This is a genomic window from Coprothermobacter platensis DSM 11748 (genome assembly GCF_000378005.1).
GTDB classification, from domain to species: Bacteria; Coprothermobacterota; Coprothermobacteria; order Coprothermobacterales; family Coprothermobacteraceae; genus Coprothermobacter; species Coprothermobacter platensis.
This window is the reverse complement of the sequence record NZ_KB899040.1, coordinates 186657-203869: the sequence shown is the minus strand read 5'-3', so window position 1 is coordinate 203869 and position 17213 is coordinate 186657. Positions and strand designations below refer to the sequence as shown.

The following is a 17213-nucleotide window of genomic DNA, read 5'->3' as shown; positions in this document are numbered from 1 at the left end:
GTTAACATGGGTAGTTTTGACGATTTATATGGTCAACTATTATCCTTCTTAAACAACATTATGACTAGAGGGTTTTACGTACTCTTAGCCATATTGTTTTTTATATTGGTTCAACGCATCACCGTTGCTTTGATAAAAAGCTCGAAAGTAAAATTACAAGCACATCCAAGCATTTCAGGTATAACCATTAGTTTCTGGCTATCGTTCTTTTATTATGTTGTGGTAATCATAGCTTTTTTGGGTGCACTTAGAATTGCAGGTATGTCTTACACGTCAATATTGGCAGGCGTAAGTATAACAGGTCTGGTAGTTGGATTAGCAACACAGAACATATTGGCTAATCTATTCGCTGGAATGATGATATTAGCTCAGAAGCCATTTGATATCGGTGACTGGGTCACAATCAATAACTTTTCAGGCTCTGTGAAAGCCATAAACGTACTTACCACAAACATCGAAACATTAGAAAGAACCGAAATTACCATACCTAATAAGTTGCTTGTGGAAGGGCCCATCATTAACAACACCAGAAGCGCAAATAGGCTTTGGAATTTTTCCTTCTACATCGATTGTCCGCAAAAATATCTTATTATTAAAGAGAAGCTTTTGCAGATGCTGAGGGAGGATAAAAGGGTTGTGGAAGAACCAACAGTCTTTGTAGAATTGTCTCAAAGTGGTGTAAAGGTAACCGTGCGCGCCGCTGTCAAAACTTCTGATATTGTTTCTTTCGGTTTCTCCATGCAGGAATCAATCCTATCTCTTCTTAACGAAGAAGGATGCCATCCGCTTTCAGTAGCGGAAATACGACTGGGGGGCGAGAACATTGAGCATAAACATTGATAGTAGCGAAATAAGGAAAGATGGCATAATTGTTCGTTGCGGAGAGAACGGCATAGAGTTATGTGTGGAAGACAGTGCGACGAGCCCTAATAAGGTTTTAAACGTCTTAAGAGAGATGCGAATACCAGTAGAAAAACTGGATCTAATCATTGATGCCATAAAAAATGCAGGTACTTGGGTACCTGTGAGCAAAGAATTGGTTCCACCTGATTTGGCTTTGGAAATATCCTCTGATGAAATGGAAGCTTACGCCACTTATCTACCAGGTTTTTGTTCTTACCAAATGACAAAGCAAGACATTTTGAAGATACTAAAAGATAAGGGTATAGTCATACAAGATGAAAGCGTTATAGAAACACTTTTGAAGTTACCCTTTGAAAAAGTGCTCATAGCTAAAGGAGAACCTCCTATAGACGGCACGGATGCTTCATTAGAATGGTCATATCAAAAACCCATAAACATGGTAACTGATCAAGAACAACACGTTGATTTTAAGGAACTTGTTTCAAAATGGGATTACGTATCTGCCGGAACGGTGCTCGTAGAAAAAATCCCTGCAGAAAAAGGAAAAGCAGGCATTACCGTGAAAGGACGCATTCTACCCGCTAAAGATGGTAGAGACATAGATTTAAGAAAACTGGCGGGAAAAAACACCTCAGTTAGCGAGGATGGGTTAAGAATTATTGCCAAGACGGATGGCATAGCTCAGAAAGAAGGAACCCGTATAAATGTTGTGTCTCAACTGATAATCTCAGGAGACATTGACTTTCATACGGGGAACGTAGAAGGAATGGTAGATGCTGTACAAATCACAGGTACCGTTAGAGAGGGTTTTAAAGTCATTGCAAAAAGCAGCATACAGGTCCACGGCGTTGTGGAAGGTTCTTACCTTGAAGCCGGACAAAATATAAAAATCGATGGCATTGTTGCAGGTAATAACAAGGCCACGTTAAAAGCAGGCAATTCTGTCATGGCAAGGCAAATAATAAAAGCAAAAGTGGAGGCGCCAATTGTCGTTGTAGAAAGTGGTATTTTGTTCAGCCAAGTAAGCTGTACAGATTTGTATCTTACCCATTCAAAAGGACGTATCTCTGGTTCTACCATAAACGCAGAAAGGAATATCGTTTCTGCAAATGTAGGCAATGACTTAGCTGAACGTGTTGTACTGCAAATAACAGGGCCCCAGGCCCTTGTTGAAGAATATGAGTACATTTCAAGAACACTCATGGAAAAGAGAAAAGAATACAATGAGCTGGACGATATGACAAAAAAATCACCTATGATGCTGAAGATGTATGAGGAAAAACTTGCAAGTTTAGCAGCCGAAATAGAGATACTCGATGACCGTGTAAAAACCCTGCTCACAGAAAAGCAAGAAGCGCTCAAAAGAGCAAAGATATTCATAAGAGACACTGTATACCCCAATGTGGAAATAAGATTCGGTTCCAGCGTTTATTTAGTAAAAAGTGAATTATCCTTCGTTACGTTCTTATTTGAAGACGGCGAAGTAAAATTTGTACCTTATATAAACCCGCCGCCGATTCCGAGGATAGCGAATTCCAGATGAAACGTTTATGCTTGGACATTGGCACACACAAGTTTGCCGCTATAGAGGTCGATGAGCAGAACAATATTGTAAATTACGCGTTAAAACAACACCAGTTTTCTATATTAAAAGATGGGCAAGTGGAAAACGTACCCATGGCAGCAAAGGAATTACGCTCATTTCTGGAAAAATACAACTTCGACTTGAATTTGCCAGCGTTAATAGCGGTAGCAGGTAAAAGCATGGTTGTGAAAACTGTTGAAGGACGAAAGCATGTTTTCTCCGACTTTGTCACGGAACATGATGTGGAAACGTTACTTGCTGAAATAACTGAAAAAGCTTCTCTGGAAGGATATTTACTGTCAGACTACGACATAGTTCAATGGACATTGGACGACATGGTCGTAGAAAACCCTATAGGCCGGCATGGGCAACTGCTAAAAGTCAAGGTTGTCTTACAGTTCTTTAGAAAAGACACTGTTCTTTCGCTTATAAATACAGTAAAAGAGGCAGGTCTGAACATAATAAGCATATACAGCGAAGCTGTAGCGAGCAAAGAAGCTTCTGTTAGACAAGAACTCAGATATTTCAATATAGCCTTGGTGGACATAGGAGCAGGCACATCTGATATAACAGTTTTTAAAGAAGGGCGTGTTTATAATTTCGCATCCATAAATATGGCTGGACAATTTATAACACAATATATAGCTCAAAAATTCATGGTGCCGCTGGATGTTGCAGAAAAGATAAAAGTGAAGCCGAGTAACGCAAAAAAAGTGAAAAATATTGTCGGAAAACAAATTTCCATAGACGTGGCTAAAGTCAACGATGCCATATCTGAAGCAGCGTCCACTTTAGCCGTAAACTTAGCAGAGCAAATACTGAAAGCAAACGATGACAAATCGCCTTCTGCCGTGGCACTAGTGGGTGGTGGTTCTCTTACACCAAAACTGGATGAGTTTCTTGCACAAGCCTTAGATATTTCCCCAGAAATGGTTCATGTGGCCAAATTGGAAGCCAAGGGAGAGCTTAGCAAACCTACGTGGGCTGTTGCTTTAGGACTCGCATACCTTGACGTAAAAAGAGATATAATCCGTATTTCTTTGAATGGTAGTTCCATCTTTTTCCTCAACACGGAACATCCGACAGTTCAATCGGCATTAGCACGTTCAGGCTTAAACATAGAACAACTCTTAAGTAGAAAACCAAAGGCCATAAACGTCCTCTTAGGAAATGATAATCAAGAAATCATACTTTATGAACAAAACGATGTAGTTCCTTACGTTAATGGCTCAAAAAGTAATTGGGAAACACCTCTACATGATGGAGATGTGTTAACGTTTCATACCACGGAACGAACGGTAAAAATTGACTTATACTGTATCGTTGAAGGTTCCATGCGGCAAAAAATAAACTTGTCATTGGTCGATGAAAATGGTCAGCCTGTTCTCGATCCAGAGGAAGGCCGTAATTACAGACTTTCACCTGCTACCAAGAGCGAATTGGAAAACATGCTATCTATAAAGGAACAAAGTTTTGTGCGACTAAAGGGACCCGAAATTATCGGTCCAGGGATACTCTACAAGAAAATAGATTATACTCTTGTAAATGTTACGGTGGACTCGTTAGAACCTATAAAGGTGCCAGTTGATGAAAGGGAAACCATTGCAGATCTGCTGGCATTTTTAATGGACAAGAGCCTTATACAGTCAAGAGCTCTACATATAAGTGATGGAAAAAGAGAGATAGGATTTTCAGAATTGGCTTCGAACTTTATAAATGTTTTTATTGTTTACGATAAAAGCCATGGGTAACAAGAGATAGGCCATATTTACTTGGATCAAAAATAATCTCGGAAGCGCCCACAAATAAAATTCCACCAGGTTTAAGTGCTTGCGAAAACTTAGCCCACAGATAATCGTGCCCGAAATAAATAACGACATTTCTACACAATATTAAATCCATTTCAGAGGCAGGAAATTCATCCTGTAAAAGATTATGCTGTTCAAACTGCACTTTCTTCTTGATAGAAGGATCGATTAAATAAAGGCCATCTTGCAAGGTAAAATACTTCATGTACTCTGCTGGAACATTCTTGATTTCGCTTGGTCCATAAACACCCTTTTTAGCTTTTTCTAAAGCCCCTTTGTCCATATCAGTTGCTCGTATGGGGGCAAACGGCAATCTATTTTCGGTTAGCAACATGGTTAACGTATAAGGCTCACACCCTATACTGCAACCCGCAGACCAAATGTTCAACTGTGTTTTATGGTCTGCTTTTAGAAGTGCAAGGAGGCGATCCCAAAATGGAGGGTCCCTGAAAAATTCTGTAACATTAATAGTCAATTTATCGAGAAAATCTTGGAACATGGCATCATTTTTTACGAGAATATCAGCAAGCTCCGCAGTTGTTGTGATTTTCTTTAAGCCCATAAAATAAGTAATTCTTCTCGTAAGTGTGCTTCTTGCATACCCGGACAAATCCAAATCTCTGGATTTTTTGAGCCTATCGATTACCTGCTCGACATCTATTTCCATGTACTAATGATACGCTCCACTACCTCTGGAAGCAACTCCAGATCTTCCACTGCATCCGCCAATCCATTTTTTGCTATTTCTCCAGGCATACCCCATACCACGGCAGTGTTTTCAGATTCCGCTATGACTTTGCCACCCATCTGCTTGATGATCTTGCTCCCTTCAAGACCATCTTTGCCCATACCCGTCAGTACAACCCCAAGGGTCTGACTTTTATAACTCTCACCCGCAGAAGCAAACAACAAATCCGCTGCAGGCTTAACGCCGTTCACAGGTGGGCCATCGATGATGTCAAGTTGGTTATCGCTCACAATACCGTGCTTACCACCAGTAACGATGTAAACCTTATTAGGTTGCAATTGGGTGCTTTCTACAGCTTCTATAACAGTCATATGGCAGGTGCGGTTAAGCTGTTCTGCTAAGCTTTTTGTAAAAACTGGTGGCATATGCTGTGCAATAACCATGGGTACGTTGATGCATTCGAACTTCGCTAAAAAACGTCTCAAAGCTTGGGGACCTCCGGTAGAAGATCCCACGACAATAATGCCATTAGCGATACCACCGCACTTAACGAAGGGTTTGGCTGTTAGAGGTGTTGAGGTGACGGTTCTATCCGTTTTCACCTGCGGTTGTTTGAGCTCTTTCACAGCATTAGACGATTCATGTTCTTCTAAAAATGTCCCAACCTTACTGAGAAGTTCAGCAGAAAACTGTTCCGCTAACATTCCACCCCAGCCGGGCTTTAGAATGAAATCAGCAGCGCCCTCAGACAGTGCCTGGACGGTAATATCTGCTCCTTCTTCGGCCAAACTCGAAAACAGAATAACCTTACCTTGAATGGAACTTTTTGCTTCATGAAGTATGTCCATTCCAGTTCCATCTGGAAGGATATAATCGAGAAGAATTACATCATAAGGATAAAACTTGATTTTGGAAATTGCCTCTTTTACTGTTGATGCCTCGTCACATATGACATTAAGATTTTTCTTCAGAATATCACAAACAAGTTGCCTAACAAACCTTGAATCTTCTACTATAAGCACTCTAGCCATAAAGGAACTCCTAACCACCTAAAATATTAGATAAACGTGTTCTTAGCTTTGTCCAGAACGAAGGACGATATGAACCGATATCATCACCATTTTTCAACAAATTCTTTGCCACAGATCGCACATAGAACATAAAATCATCAGCCTCATGCAAGTACTTTCCCAATTCCTGATAGCGAACCTTTTTTGATATTTCTGCATCATAGGGAATAGTTCCAAGTATTTCTATATCCCTGCTAAGAAAACGCTGGGCCATGGTTTTCAAAGACAATGCAAGCACAAAATCCGATTGTTGTCTTTTAACCATGTTTTCAATAGCATATATGTTTCCATCGTAACCTTCTTTATGAAGGGTCTTCACCAGTGCATAGGCATCGGTGATAGATGTTGCTTCTGGTGTGAAGACTACCACAACTTCATCTGCCGCCATATCGAACTGTATTACGCCGTTTCCTATTCCAGACCCAGTATCAATGATTACATAATTGTATTTTGCCAAACTGAGGTCCAGCTCACGCCACAGCTTTTCCGTATCACGCATACGCCAGAATGTCGCTTCATAAATACCGCTAACACCAGGCAAAAGGTCTAAATGTTCTTCTATATTAACAATAGCTCCGTCTACGTTGATGCGCCCTTTTACCACATCCCAAAGATTATATTCAACAGGTATACCTAAGGCAACGTTAAGGTTAGCAGTACCCAAATCAGCATCTACCAAAAGCACATCTTTTTTTGCACTGGATAACGCCATACCCAATCCCAGCGCAACTAACGTTTTGCCTACTCCGCCCTTTCCAGAAGAAACCGCAATTACACGCGTTTTCTTCATTTCATTGGAAGATATGTTCATCTTGTCATTATTCATAAAGCTAATCCAACCATGTTCATGACATCTTCAGTCGAGGGGAACAAAAGGTCATCAGGAACATTCTGGCCGTCGGTAAATGCGAGAACCTTCAAATTGGTTTCAGCCAAGAATTCAACGGCGCTATTTAAACTTTCTACTTCATCGGTTTTCGTAAGAATGAAATACTCCATATGAAAGATTTTCCCAAAGTACTCAAAAGCTTTTTGCATTTCCTCTTTCCTTAGGCCAGCATTCAAACAGAGAACTGGTACCCAATCAGCGATTTGGTCTAAATACATTTTCATCTCTGTTAATTTAGCAAGTTCACGTGGATTTCTGCCAACGGTGTCTACAAAGATGTAATGAGCATCCGGAAATTTTGTTAGCACCTTTTCCATCTGATGTGGGCGTCTTATTACTTCTACAGGCATATTCATTGCCTTGCCATAAAGTTTTATTTGCTCCACAGCTCCAGGACGAACAGTATCAATGGTAATAAAGCCTGAATTCGCATTCTTTTCCATCAATAGATAACCAGCAAGCTTGGCAGCCGTTGTCGTTTTTCCAACACCCGTGGGGCCAAGAAGAACAAACACTCTTGGAAAACTTCGGAACTTCACGTTCTCTGGTCTTACAAATTGTAGTTTATCGCTTAAGTATGTGCGAATACTTGATTTCCAATCATCATGAGGAATAGCTCGAGCCTTCAGTAAAAATTCTTTTGAAAATCCAGATTCTCTCGATAATTGCTCCAATTCATTATCTTTTACACCCAAAGATGTTACAGCTTCGTCTAAACGTTTTATCGCCTTTTCTAATGCACCGATACTGTCAACTTTTGACGGCGCCTCATTTTGATCTATACCCACAAGTATTTCATAGTACGACGGACCCACCACATACCTGCGTTTTTTTCGTATTTCTAATATCATCGCTTCAGTGCCGTACTGACGCTTAATCATATCTAAGGCACTTTGTATATCCGTATCATTTACCTTGATTACTTCCATTAAGCGCCAACACTTCCCACCACTACGTATTTGGTATCCATTATTTCATTATAAGATAAAACAACTATGTCTTTAAAACCCTGTCTACTAAGTAGTTCCCAAAGAATGCGTCTTATTCGGGGATGAGTAACCAGAATAGGATTCTCGGTGTAAGAACGAGCCAGGTCCCAGTTTTTCTTTATTTCATCCAATATTCTGCGTAAATTCTCTGTCGACAAAGCGAAACCAAATTCTGTTCCTGGCTGATAACTTTCTATTAAAGAACGTTCAATATCGGGTTTAAAAGTCACAATTTTGGTTGTTCCATTATCGCTCACCGATTCTAAGAAATAAGGTACACTCGCCTTACGTGCTTGCTCTGCTGCTTCTCTCAAATCTCTGTTTACACGCAGCGAATCGGTAATCAGTTCCATAATTCTAACCACATCTCTCACAGGCAATCTTTCCTGGAGTAAGTACCTAAAGACAAATTCCAGATCTCCAAGAGAAGCCACCTGCTGTAGTTCCTCCACAACAGCAGGATGCGAACGGTTTACGTAGTCCAAAATATCTTTCACGTTTTGCCGCGTTATGAGATCGGATAAATTGTTCCTGAGTACCTCACCTAAATGTGTAACAAGAATCGTTCCACAGTCGACAACAGTCAAATTGGCCGCTTCTGCTTTAAGCTTATCCCCAGGCGCGACCCATTTAGCATCTAAACCAAAAACCGGTTCTTTTGTATCAACACCGGAGATTTTATCTAAATCCGTTTGATCGCCCATGGCAAGCAGTAACCCCATTTCAAGATTGCCTTCTCCCATGGTAACCCCTCTTAGTTTTATACGATACTGTGTCGGTTTCAGGCTTAAATTATCATGAATTCTTACCCCGGGTATGGGAAAGCCGAACTCTTCAGAAAGGTTCTTTCTCAAAAGAGCAATACTATCGAGAATGTCTTGCCCGCTAGTCGTATCAAAAAGTGGAAGCAATTCGTAACCGAACTCCAACTCAATTGCATCTACTCCTATAAAACTCATCATCGCATCGGGCTCTGAAAACTGCTCAAATAAACGCTTCGGTTCTACCACGGCTGCAGATTCTGACGGTGCCGGAACCGCAGGAGCTCTTCCCGCCCATATAAGCAAAATGCCTAACGGAATGAGAAGCAATTTAGGGACTCCAGGCAAAAGAGAAGCAACGATGAGAACGATACCGAGAATCCTTATGAGGCTTGGAAAGGACATCAGCTCAGCTGTAATTTCATCGCCAAGCCGTTCTTCAGAAGAAACGCGAGCAACCAAGAGTGCTGCCGCCAAAGACAAAGCCAAGGACGAAATAGCTATTTGTAAGGCAACACCTATAGCGACTTCCAAATAATGCAAAAGTGCATCTGTAGCAGCCTGTCCGCTGAGCATACCCATTATCATTCCGCCTAAAGCATTCACAACAGCAGCTAAGGCAGATGCCATGGTCTCGCCACGAACAAAACGAGATGCACCGTCCATAGCTCCGAAGAAATCGGATTCCTTTCTTAAATTATCACGTTGCTTGCGTGCTTCTTCTGGAGTAACGAAACCTGCAGAAAGGTCAGCGTCAATGGCCATTTGTCTACCAGGCATAGCATCCAGTGTAAAACGTGCTGCAACTTCTGAGATACGCTGTTGACCACTGGTAATAACCATGTACTGAACGATAAGTAACACAACAAAAATAACAAGACCCACAACCCAGTTCCCTTGACCCATGATGAGTTTTCCAAAGGCAGTCGCTAAGGCACCGGGATTACCGTTAACCAATATGGCACGTGCACTGCTTATGATCAAGATGAGATGGAAGAACACTGCAAAAAGCATAAGTGTGGGGAAAGAAGAAAATTCTGTAGCTGAGCGTGTATATAGAGAGATCATCAACACAAGTAAAGAGAAAACTAAGTTTATGGCAAACAAAACATCCAATACCACGGATGGTACCGGAATCATAAGCATGAAAATGCCTACTACAACAAAAACAATTGTGTACATTCCTTTCATACTTTTTTCTTCCTTTTCATGACTTCAACTAAAACAGCCGCTACAGCCTTGTAAAGATCAGGCGTAATGTAATCGCCAACCTCCACTTTTCTAAACAACGTTCTTGCAAGCTCTGGTCTCGGCACTATAGGTACATTATACTTGCGAGCCTCTTCTTTTATACGTTGTGCAAACCAACCAGCGCCCTTTGCAACTACTTCTGGAGCAGGCATGTTCTTCTCATAACGTAGAGCAACAGCATACTCAGTCGGGTTTGTAACCACCACTGTTGCCTTCTTTACATCGTTTAATGATCTTCTCATGGCATATTGTCTCATTTTAGAACGAATTCTTGATTTAACAGTAGGATCGCCTTCCATACTTTTCATTTCTTCTTTTACTTCTTCTTTTGTCATCTTAAGTTGGTTCCACCATCGTCTTCTTTGAAAAACGTAATCCAGTGCTCCTATTCCTACGTAAACAGCTACCAAGTAAAGCAGTATATCCGTGGAAATAACAGCACAAAGGTTCAAGAACTGGACAGGGTCCTCTGTGCCAGACATGACACCCACCAATTTATCCTTAACAAGAAAGTATGCTACGACAGAAAGCAAAATCACTTTGAGAAGTCCTATGCCCAACTGCTCAAGACCTTGCAAAGAAAAAATACGTTTAATATTCTGCATGGGGTTAAGACCATCCAAGCGCGGAGCCATACGTTTCGGGTATGTTCTCAAACCTGTGGTTACCATGGTCGTAAGTAAAACTCCAATGAGTGGTACAAGCATTACTGGAATGGCACCCATCAAGGACGATGCAAGAGCATGCAACAATGTATCTTGAGAAACACTATCCAAAACAGAGAAAAACATCCTGTCCCAGGCTGCAATAAAATTAGGGTAATACATGCGCAAAAGAACAACGAAAACTAAAGTACCTACAGCACCGCTTAGCTCAGGGCTCTGAGGTACATTGCCCTCCTGAATGGCCTTCTCCAAACGTCTTGGACTCGGTGGTTCTGTTCTTTCTCCTTCAGCCATAGTCTTACTCTACCCCGCGGTCAGTAATGACGTAAAATACTGCACTGCCCAGTTAGTCCAATTGTGCATGAACAAGCGTATAGCTGGAAGCATCACAAAAAGCAAAACAAGTGCTACAGCAGTTTGCAACGGAACCCAAACAACAAAAATCGGAAAACCAGAAGCACCTTTTGACACTACACCCATTATAAACTGCAATATCAAGATTACAACAATGATAGGAATTGATACAGCTAAACCCAAGGCAAAAGCCCTGGTCAAGAATAAAACAGGTTCCGACAGAGCCAAATGTAGAAAGCTACCAGCGGGAACTAATTTGTAACTCATAATGATGTCTACGATAAAGTTATCTAATACACCGGTGATCACAAAGGTTGCAGCAGCCATTAACGAGAAAAGTTGTGTCATGACAGGCTGAGGTACGGAAGTAAAAGGATCTATGGCAGTCATCATCTGAAAGCCTGACATGATATCCCATAAATCACCAGCGAACACCAATGCCCAATAAACAATCCCACTAAAGACACCAAGAACTAAACCCAAGCAGAGTTCGCTAACATAGATTTCGACCCAACCTACCGATGTCTGAATAGCAAACACAGACATAAAGTCTGGAATAGCCACAAGTGCCATTACAGATACAAATGTTATTTTGGTCCTCATATTAAAGAACCTTGAGGGCAAAATAGGAGTAGCTACGATAAAACCCAATAACCGAAAAAAAACGGGCCAGTAACCTAAGGTATTGTTTGCCATGCTGAAACGACACTCACAAAAAACTTGGTCATAACATTGATAGCTGTGCCACCAAGAAACAAAACCATAAGCATGATCACCAAAAACTTAGGAACGAATGCCACGGAGGCATCATGTATTTGTGTGAGTACTTGCAAAATGCTTATGACAATACCTAAAACCAACGCTACTAACAATACCGGACCGACTAAGATAATAATTTGCATGATGGAATTACGGAACCATGTGAAAACAAAATCAATCAATGGAAACTCCTCACTAATCCCATAATCACCGTATCCCAACCGTTTGCCGCTACAAACAGGAGTATTTTCAAAGGCAAACTTATCATCGCTGGCGGTATCATGAACATACCCAGCGACATAAGAACTGATGCTATTACCACATCCAAAGCTATAAATGGAAGATACAGAAGCAGACCCATAGTAAAAGCAGTTTTTAGTTCGCTAAGCATAAACGCGCTGGCCAAGGTAGTAAAATTCGGATTTTTGGGGTCTGTGCCTGATATTGCAGACATTGTCTGCAATTCTTCAGGTTTCACCTGTTTGAGCATCCAACCAGCAACAGGCTTCTGAGCGGCATTTACAAATTGCTGAAAGTTAAGTTGCCCTTGGCTGTAAGGTACCCACGCTTCTTGATAAACTTGGGAGAATACAGGACCCATTATCATGAACGTTAGAATTAGTGCCAGAGCAGTGAACACCTGAGCAGGTGGAAATTGCTGCAAACCGATGGCACTTCTCATAAAACCAAATACAACCAGAATACGTAAAAAACTCGTAAAAAACATAAGCAATGACGGAGCAAGGGTAAAAACGGTCAATAAAACGATCAATTGAACAATGGAAATACCACCAGAACCCAGGTTTATACTAATTAGAGGACTTGCTGTCGACATCGTTCAATATTTGTTCAAAACCAGAAGCATTATCCTGACTTTTAAGATGATTATCATCAGTAGGTTTAAGTACAGGCAAAATGTGTACATAGTTGCCATTATCAGCAACTAAATACTCACCACTCTCAGAAACAGAAACTAAGAACAGATGGGTTTTAAAATCTAAAGCCACAGAATCGATAACTTTTAAGCGTTTTCCCTCACTGGGAATGCGAAAATTACCAAGCCAATTCCGGCTGTATCTACCGATAAACCATAAAACACCAACAACTATGACGAAAAACAGTAATACAAGTACCCATTGCCAAAGGCTATTCATCACCCAGAGCCTTTCTTACCGCGTCCAGAAGCCTGTCGGGCTGAAAAGGCTTGACCACAAAGTCCTTTGCGCCTAATTGTATTGCCTCAATAACAAGCTGTTGTTGTCCCATGGCTGTAACCATAATGACATTTGCTGATGAATCTCTCTTAAGCAATTCCTTTAACGTCTGTATGCCATCCATTTCAGGCATCGTTATGTCCAGCGTCACCAAGTCAGGTTTTGTCTTATCATAAAGGCCTAGCGCTTCCTGGCCGTTTGCAGCTTCACCTGCAACTTCATAACCATTCTGTGTCAAGACATTCTTTATCATCATACGCATAAAAGCTGCATCGTCCACAATCAAAACCTTTTTGCCCATTTTAACCTCCTGACATTTTATTCTCCAGCTTTAAATCTCTCTCCGGGTGCTATTATATCAAGAATTCTAACACCAAACGCCTCATCAATAACTACGACTTCACCCTTTGCTATGGGCTTACCATTAACTAATATGTCAACTGGCTCTCCCGCCAGTTTGTCCAACGTTATGATAGAACCAGAGCCCAGCCCTAAAATCTCCTTAATGTTAAGATGCGTTCTACCGAGTTCAACAGAAACAGTAACCTTAACATCGAGCAAGAGATCTAAGTTTCTTGGGAGTGCTTGAGCAGGTGTTTCTGGCTTGAGCGTTGGGAATGTCACTTCTTCAACATTGGCGTCAACTGAATCATCTGATTGTTCACGTGCCGAATGAACAACATCATCTACCTGCCTGGCGTTATCATTTTGCTGAACGTGGCCTTCAAGCAGTGTCTGTGCTAATTCGTGAGGAACGGCGAGCCACATTCCACCTTCTATTTCAATCATGGATTTATCAGCGATTTTTTCAGATAAGTTATCTGCATTCAATACCTGTGCCGGCCCTACAGTAATAGGCTGTAGACCTCCAAATTGATCGGCACTTTCCTGAATGGCACCGTTCATGCTTTGGTTTACTGCTTCACCAATGGTACTAAGGACTAATTCATCGTTTAGGTTTTCAACTGTTAACTGGAATATTTTCAGCATCTCGTTCCCTAATTGTTTGGCAAGGTTTTCGTCCATCAACAAAACGCTATCCCCATAGTCATCTATAGAAAAATCTATACTTATGAATTGAGCACTTTCTGCTTTCAACGCATTAATGCTATAAAAGTTACCAAGCTTGATACCGTTATTGCTTACTTCGGATAAGAGACGTTTCAAACTGCCTATAAAATCAGCCATTTTCTGAATGTTCCTCCTCTTCTGTTTCTGTATCCTCACCAGTTCTACCCACAATAAGGAACGCCTTCTTGCGTTTGTATAAACCAGGTATACCCTTTGCAAAAGGAACACCCTCTACCATTAGGTCTACCTGTTCATCACTTAGCCTATCAAGTTGGATTAAGTCTCCCGCTTTCCAACTCAGTATGTCACCTATGCGCGCTGACGTTTGACCCAGGACAACGGAAACCTCTACTTTTACACCCTCCAGTGTACCCATCAAATTGTTTTTCCAATCTCCAGGTGTAGGTTTGCTGACCCCAAACCACCTGTGAGCAGTAAGATTTTGCACAAAGCCTTCCAAAGCCATATAGGGCACACAGATGGTACCGATAGTAGTCCTATCACCCATTTTTGCTTCATAGGTGACAACCACTACGACATCACTTCCCGGCATTATTTGAACAAAACCCGGTGAGTATTCAACACTTGGTTTACCCAAATTCCACTCTATGATAGGTTTCCATGCTTCTAACCAGTGCCTTACGTAAACGTCCATTACTCTGTTCATTAGTGTTGACTCTACAGTTGTAAGCTCGCGAACTTCTTTTAGAGGCTTTCCAGTTCCACCCAGTAGTTTATCGATGAGCGAGAAAACAAAGTCCAAAGACATTTCAAAAATGACACTAGTGATGTCAATAATGGGAACTAAGTAAATGAAAGTGGGATCAGAAAGCGAACGTATATATTCTTGGTATGTGACTTGGTCTACAGAAACGATGGAAATAGTCATAGCAGCCCTAAGATAACCTGCAAGCTCTGTACTTGCCCCTCTAGCAAAGTTCTCGTGCAACATCTGAATAGTTCTAAGCTGTTCCTTAGAAAGTTTATCAGGTCTTCTAAAGTCGTATTTTCTTACATTTTTATCCTTAGGTTTGACAACCTCTGTATCGCCAGCCTTAATAGCACTAAGAAGTGTGTCAATCTCTTCTTGGGAAAGCGTTTCAGCCATTAGGGCATCACCGTTATTACCGTATCTGCACCAAATAGAACATTGGTTACAATCGTTTTGCCGTAAAGTTTATTTATTCTATCCACCAAATTCTTCTGAATGTTAGCTATACCAGTCTCGCTGGAGAAATCTGCAGGTTTAAGGGTTTTGAAATATTTAAGTAGAACGTCTTGAATGACTAAGAAACTGGGGTCTGACTTTTGAACATCGCTCAAAGTCTTACTGTCATAAAATTCTAAGTTAACACTTACTTGAATTATGTACTTGGGATCACTAAGGTTCGTTGTGTATTTGCCTAATGTTTGAAGTACCGGAGAAGGCTTACTTTGTGCAGCAGAATTTGTTCCTACATTCTTAACAATAGGAGAAAGCACATAAACACCAAGGGCCATACCACCACCAAGTAGGAGCACAACGATTAGTAGATAAACCAAGATTTTTCTCATTCAGACCTCCTCAACACTATCTCCACACGCCTGTTCTTGGCTTGCGCTTCAGGAGTATTCTTCGTTGTTATTGGAGCATTATCACCAAAAGCACTCAAGACCATTTTTGAATCGTCTAAACCGAGAGATTTTAATCGCTCCAGAACATTCAATGCTCTATCACTGGAAATAGCAAAATCATCTTCATAACCCGGACATGTAGCCAACGTATAGGCAGCGTGCCCTTCCACTGAAATCTCATATCCACTTTTTTGAGCTTTTTGAAGTTGTGGGGCCAATAATGAAAGAATATTACTGGTTTCCGGCCTAATAGCAGCAGAACATGGTATAAACAATAAATCGCCTGAAATTCTAATTCTTATTTCCGAATTTCCCTGTACAACTTCCACTGAAGTATTGCCATATTCACTTTGAATTTGCTCTTTAACACCACCCAAATTACTATAAAGTTGAGAAATAGTCATGGGCCCTTGCATTATAAAATCTGTTGGAACAGGCATAGGAATACTAAAAGTCGGATTTGATGGTAGAACCCCCATACCACCGCCTAAAGCCACGACAAAAGAGTATGAAGCCTGTTGAAATTTTGTCGCATTCATGGTAGAAAACGCAAAAAGCATGACGAAAAACACAAGCATGTTAGTGACCAAGTCGCCATAGGAAAGACACCACAAAGGAGCACCAGGACCTGCGCGCTCTTTTCTCTTAGGCAACCTCAGCCACCTCTTCGCCTCTCTGAGATTTCATCTTATCGTATTGCTGACGCTCCGCAGGTGACAAGAATGACACAAGACGTTCTTCCAAAAGCCGAGGATTTTCACCGCTCTGGATACCTAAAATGCCTTCAACAATCATCTGTCTATAGTCTGTTTCCATATCGCTCTTTCTCTGCAGCGTGTTACCCATAGGCTGGAATACTCCATAAGCCATAACAGCGCCATAAAACGTAGTAATAAGAGCAAGTGCCATAGCTGGTCCAATAGTAGAAGGGTCATCCAATCGCTTGAGCATTTGTACAAGACCCATAATCGTCCCCAGCATACCAAAAGATGGAGCAAAACCAGCCCATACGTCAAAGATCATTTTTCCATCGGCATGTCGGTTTTGCATGGCATCAATATCAAGATTCAAAATGTTTTGTACCGATTCAGGTTCAACACCATCCACTACCAGCTGCAAACCTCTTTTTACAAAAGGATCATCTAACCCCTCTATGGAGTCTTCCAATGCCAGCAATCCTTCACGTCGTGCCTTATTGGATAAATCTACCAACAGTTTTATCGTGTTTGCTTTATCGAATTTTTTTGTCTTAAACACTGCCATTAGATACTTAGGTAAATTCTTCATGCGTTCAAAACCAACAGCCACTAGCGTTGAACCGAAGGAACCACCTATGGTTACCAAAACACTGTTAAAGTCTATGAAAGACCGCAGATCGCCGATGATGGAAAGGAGAATCAACCCCATTGTGATGCCTAAGCCGCCGATTACCCCTATGTCCATTGATCTTTCTCCATGTTTTTATATCGGGAAATCAATTTTATTATTTCGCTCATACTTTCCTTACATAGGTACTTATGACCATTCATTAGGAAGAGCACGGTGAATTCACCGTGCTCTTCCGCCTTTTCTATCAGATCTTCGTTAAGGTAGAACTCTTCATCCTTTGGCGAAGTCAGTTTAATCATTTA

At 41.2% G+C, this 17213-nt stretch carries 20 protein-coding genes; 3 read left to right on the top strand and 17 right to left on the bottom strand.

Annotated elements, in window-relative coordinates; all coding sequences use genetic code 11:
- Positions 1-6 precede the first annotated feature (6 nt).
- Genes D890_RS0101080 through D890_RS0101070 form a run of 3 tightly spaced genes read left to right on the top strand, consistent with a single transcriptional unit; the run spans position 7 to position 4200 of the window.
- A complete protein-coding gene (locus D890_RS0101080; RefSeq protein ID WP_156802635.1) occupies positions 7-840 on the top strand; it encodes a mechanosensitive ion channel family protein in 834 nt (277 codons plus the stop codon).
- Positions 824-2407 carry a flagellar assembly protein A gene (locus D890_RS0101075; RefSeq protein ID WP_018962684.1) on the top strand — a complete coding sequence of 528 codons (1584 nt, stop codon included), beginning with the start codon at positions 824-826 and terminating at the stop codon, positions 2405-2407. Before D890_RS0101080 ends, D890_RS0101075 begins: the two co-directional genes overlap by 17 nt.
- The gene (locus tag D890_RS0101070; protein ID WP_018962683.1) at positions 2404-4200 is read left to right on the top strand and encodes a cell division FtsA domain-containing protein; all 1797 of its coding nucleotides are present in this window, start codon (positions 2404-2406) and stop codon (positions 4198-4200) included. Before D890_RS0101075 ends, D890_RS0101070 begins: the two co-directional genes overlap by 4 nt.
- Here the strand turns inward: D890_RS0101070 and D890_RS0101065 are convergent.
- The 17 genes from D890_RS0101065 to D890_RS0100985 are packed head-to-tail and all read right to left on the bottom strand — an operon-like array spanning position 4172 to position 17210.
- A complete protein-coding gene (locus D890_RS0101065; RefSeq protein WP_018962682.1) occupies positions 4172-4924 on the bottom strand; it encodes a CheR family methyltransferase in 753 nt (250 codons plus the stop codon). The two genes, D890_RS0101070 and D890_RS0101065, sit on opposite strands and share 29 nt — an antisense overlap.
- On the bottom strand, positions 4915-5976 hold the full coding sequence (cheB, locus tag D890_RS0101060) for a chemotaxis-specific protein-glutamate methyltransferase CheB (RefSeq protein WP_018962681.1): 1062 nt from the start codon (positions 5974-5976) through the stop codon (positions 4915-4917). Before cheB ends, D890_RS0101065 begins: the two co-directional genes overlap by 10 nt.
- Positions 5977-5986: 10 nt before the next feature.
- Positions 5987-6841, bottom strand: a complete 855-nt coding sequence (locus D890_RS0101055) for an AAA family ATPase (RefSeq protein ID WP_018962680.1) — start codon at positions 6839-6841, stop codon at positions 5987-5989.
- Positions 6838-7833, bottom strand: coding sequence for a flagellar biosynthesis protein FlhF (locus D890_RS0101050; RefSeq protein WP_018962679.1), 996 nt, complete (start codon positions 7831-7833; stop codon positions 6838-6840). The genes D890_RS0101055 and D890_RS0101050 overlap by 4 nt, the downstream gene beginning before the upstream one ends.
- Positions 7833-9845 carry a flagellar biosynthesis protein FlhA gene (locus D890_RS0101045; protein ID WP_018962678.1) on the bottom strand — a complete coding sequence of 671 codons (2013 nt, stop codon included), beginning with the start codon at positions 9843-9845 and terminating at the stop codon, positions 7833-7835. The genes D890_RS0101050 and D890_RS0101045 overlap by 1 nt, the downstream gene beginning before the upstream one ends.
- On the bottom strand, positions 9842-10864 hold the full coding sequence (locus D890_RS0101040; RefSeq protein WP_018962677.1) for an EscU/YscU/HrcU family type III secretion system export apparatus switch protein: 1023 nt from the start codon (positions 10862-10864) through the stop codon (positions 9842-9844). Before D890_RS0101040 ends, D890_RS0101045 begins: the two co-directional genes overlap by 4 nt.
- A gap of 9 nt (positions 10865-10873) precedes the next feature.
- Entirely contained in the window at positions 10874-11620 is a 747-nt protein-coding gene (locus tag D890_RS0101035) for a flagellar biosynthetic protein FliR (protein ID WP_018962676.1), read from the bottom strand.
- The gene (locus D890_RS0101030; RefSeq protein WP_018962675.1) at positions 11602-11865 is read right to left on the bottom strand and encodes a flagellar biosynthetic protein FliQ; all 264 of its coding nucleotides are present in this window, start codon (positions 11863-11865) and stop codon (positions 11602-11604) included. The genes D890_RS0101035 and D890_RS0101030 overlap by 19 nt, the downstream gene beginning before the upstream one ends.
- Positions 11862-12518 carry a flagellar type III secretion system pore protein FliP gene (locus D890_RS0101025; RefSeq protein WP_026291271.1) on the bottom strand — a complete coding sequence of 219 codons (657 nt, stop codon included), beginning with the start codon at positions 12516-12518 and terminating at the stop codon, positions 11862-11864. The genes D890_RS0101030 and D890_RS0101025 overlap by 4 nt, the downstream gene beginning before the upstream one ends.
- Positions 12493-12837, bottom strand: coding sequence for a flagellar biosynthetic protein FliO (locus D890_RS07750; RefSeq protein ID WP_018962673.1), 345 nt, complete (start codon positions 12835-12837; stop codon positions 12493-12495). The genes D890_RS0101025 and D890_RS07750 overlap by 26 nt, the downstream gene beginning before the upstream one ends.
- Positions 12830-13198 carry a response regulator gene (locus D890_RS0101015; RefSeq protein WP_018962672.1) on the bottom strand — a complete coding sequence of 123 codons (369 nt, stop codon included), beginning with the start codon at positions 13196-13198 and terminating at the stop codon, positions 12830-12832. Before D890_RS0101015 ends, D890_RS07750 begins: the two co-directional genes overlap by 8 nt.
- A 17-nt stretch (positions 13199-13215) precedes the next feature.
- Positions 13216-14085 (bottom strand): flagellar motor switch protein FliN, encoded by an 870-nt coding sequence (gene fliN / locus D890_RS0101010; protein WP_018962671.1) that lies wholly within the window; start codon positions 14083-14085, stop codon positions 13216-13218.
- Positions 14078-15076, bottom strand: a complete 999-nt coding sequence (gene fliM, locus D890_RS0101005; protein WP_018962670.1) for a flagellar motor switch protein FliM — start codon at positions 15074-15076, stop codon at positions 14078-14080. Before fliM ends, fliN begins: the two co-directional genes overlap by 8 nt.
- A complete protein-coding gene (locus D890_RS0101000) occupies positions 15076-15522 on the bottom strand; it encodes a flagellar basal body-associated FliL family protein (protein WP_018962669.1) in 447 nt (148 codons plus the stop codon). The genes fliM and D890_RS0101000 overlap by 1 nt, the downstream gene beginning before the upstream one ends.
- Positions 15519-16235 carry an OmpA/MotB family protein gene (locus D890_RS0100995; protein ID WP_018962668.1) on the bottom strand — a complete coding sequence of 239 codons (717 nt, stop codon included), beginning with the start codon at positions 16233-16235 and terminating at the stop codon, positions 15519-15521. The genes D890_RS0101000 and D890_RS0100995 overlap by 4 nt, the downstream gene beginning before the upstream one ends.
- Positions 16228-17025 (bottom strand): motility protein A, encoded by a 798-nt coding sequence (locus tag D890_RS0100990; protein WP_018962667.1) that lies wholly within the window; start codon positions 17023-17025, stop codon positions 16228-16230. Before D890_RS0100990 ends, D890_RS0100995 begins: the two co-directional genes overlap by 8 nt.
- Complete coding sequence (locus tag D890_RS0100985; RefSeq protein ID WP_018962666.1) at positions 17016-17210, bottom strand: flagellar FlbD family protein; 195 nt, start codon at positions 17208-17210, stop codon at positions 17016-17018. The genes D890_RS0100990 and D890_RS0100985 overlap by 10 nt, the downstream gene beginning before the upstream one ends.
- Positions 17211-17213 lie beyond the last annotated feature (3 nt).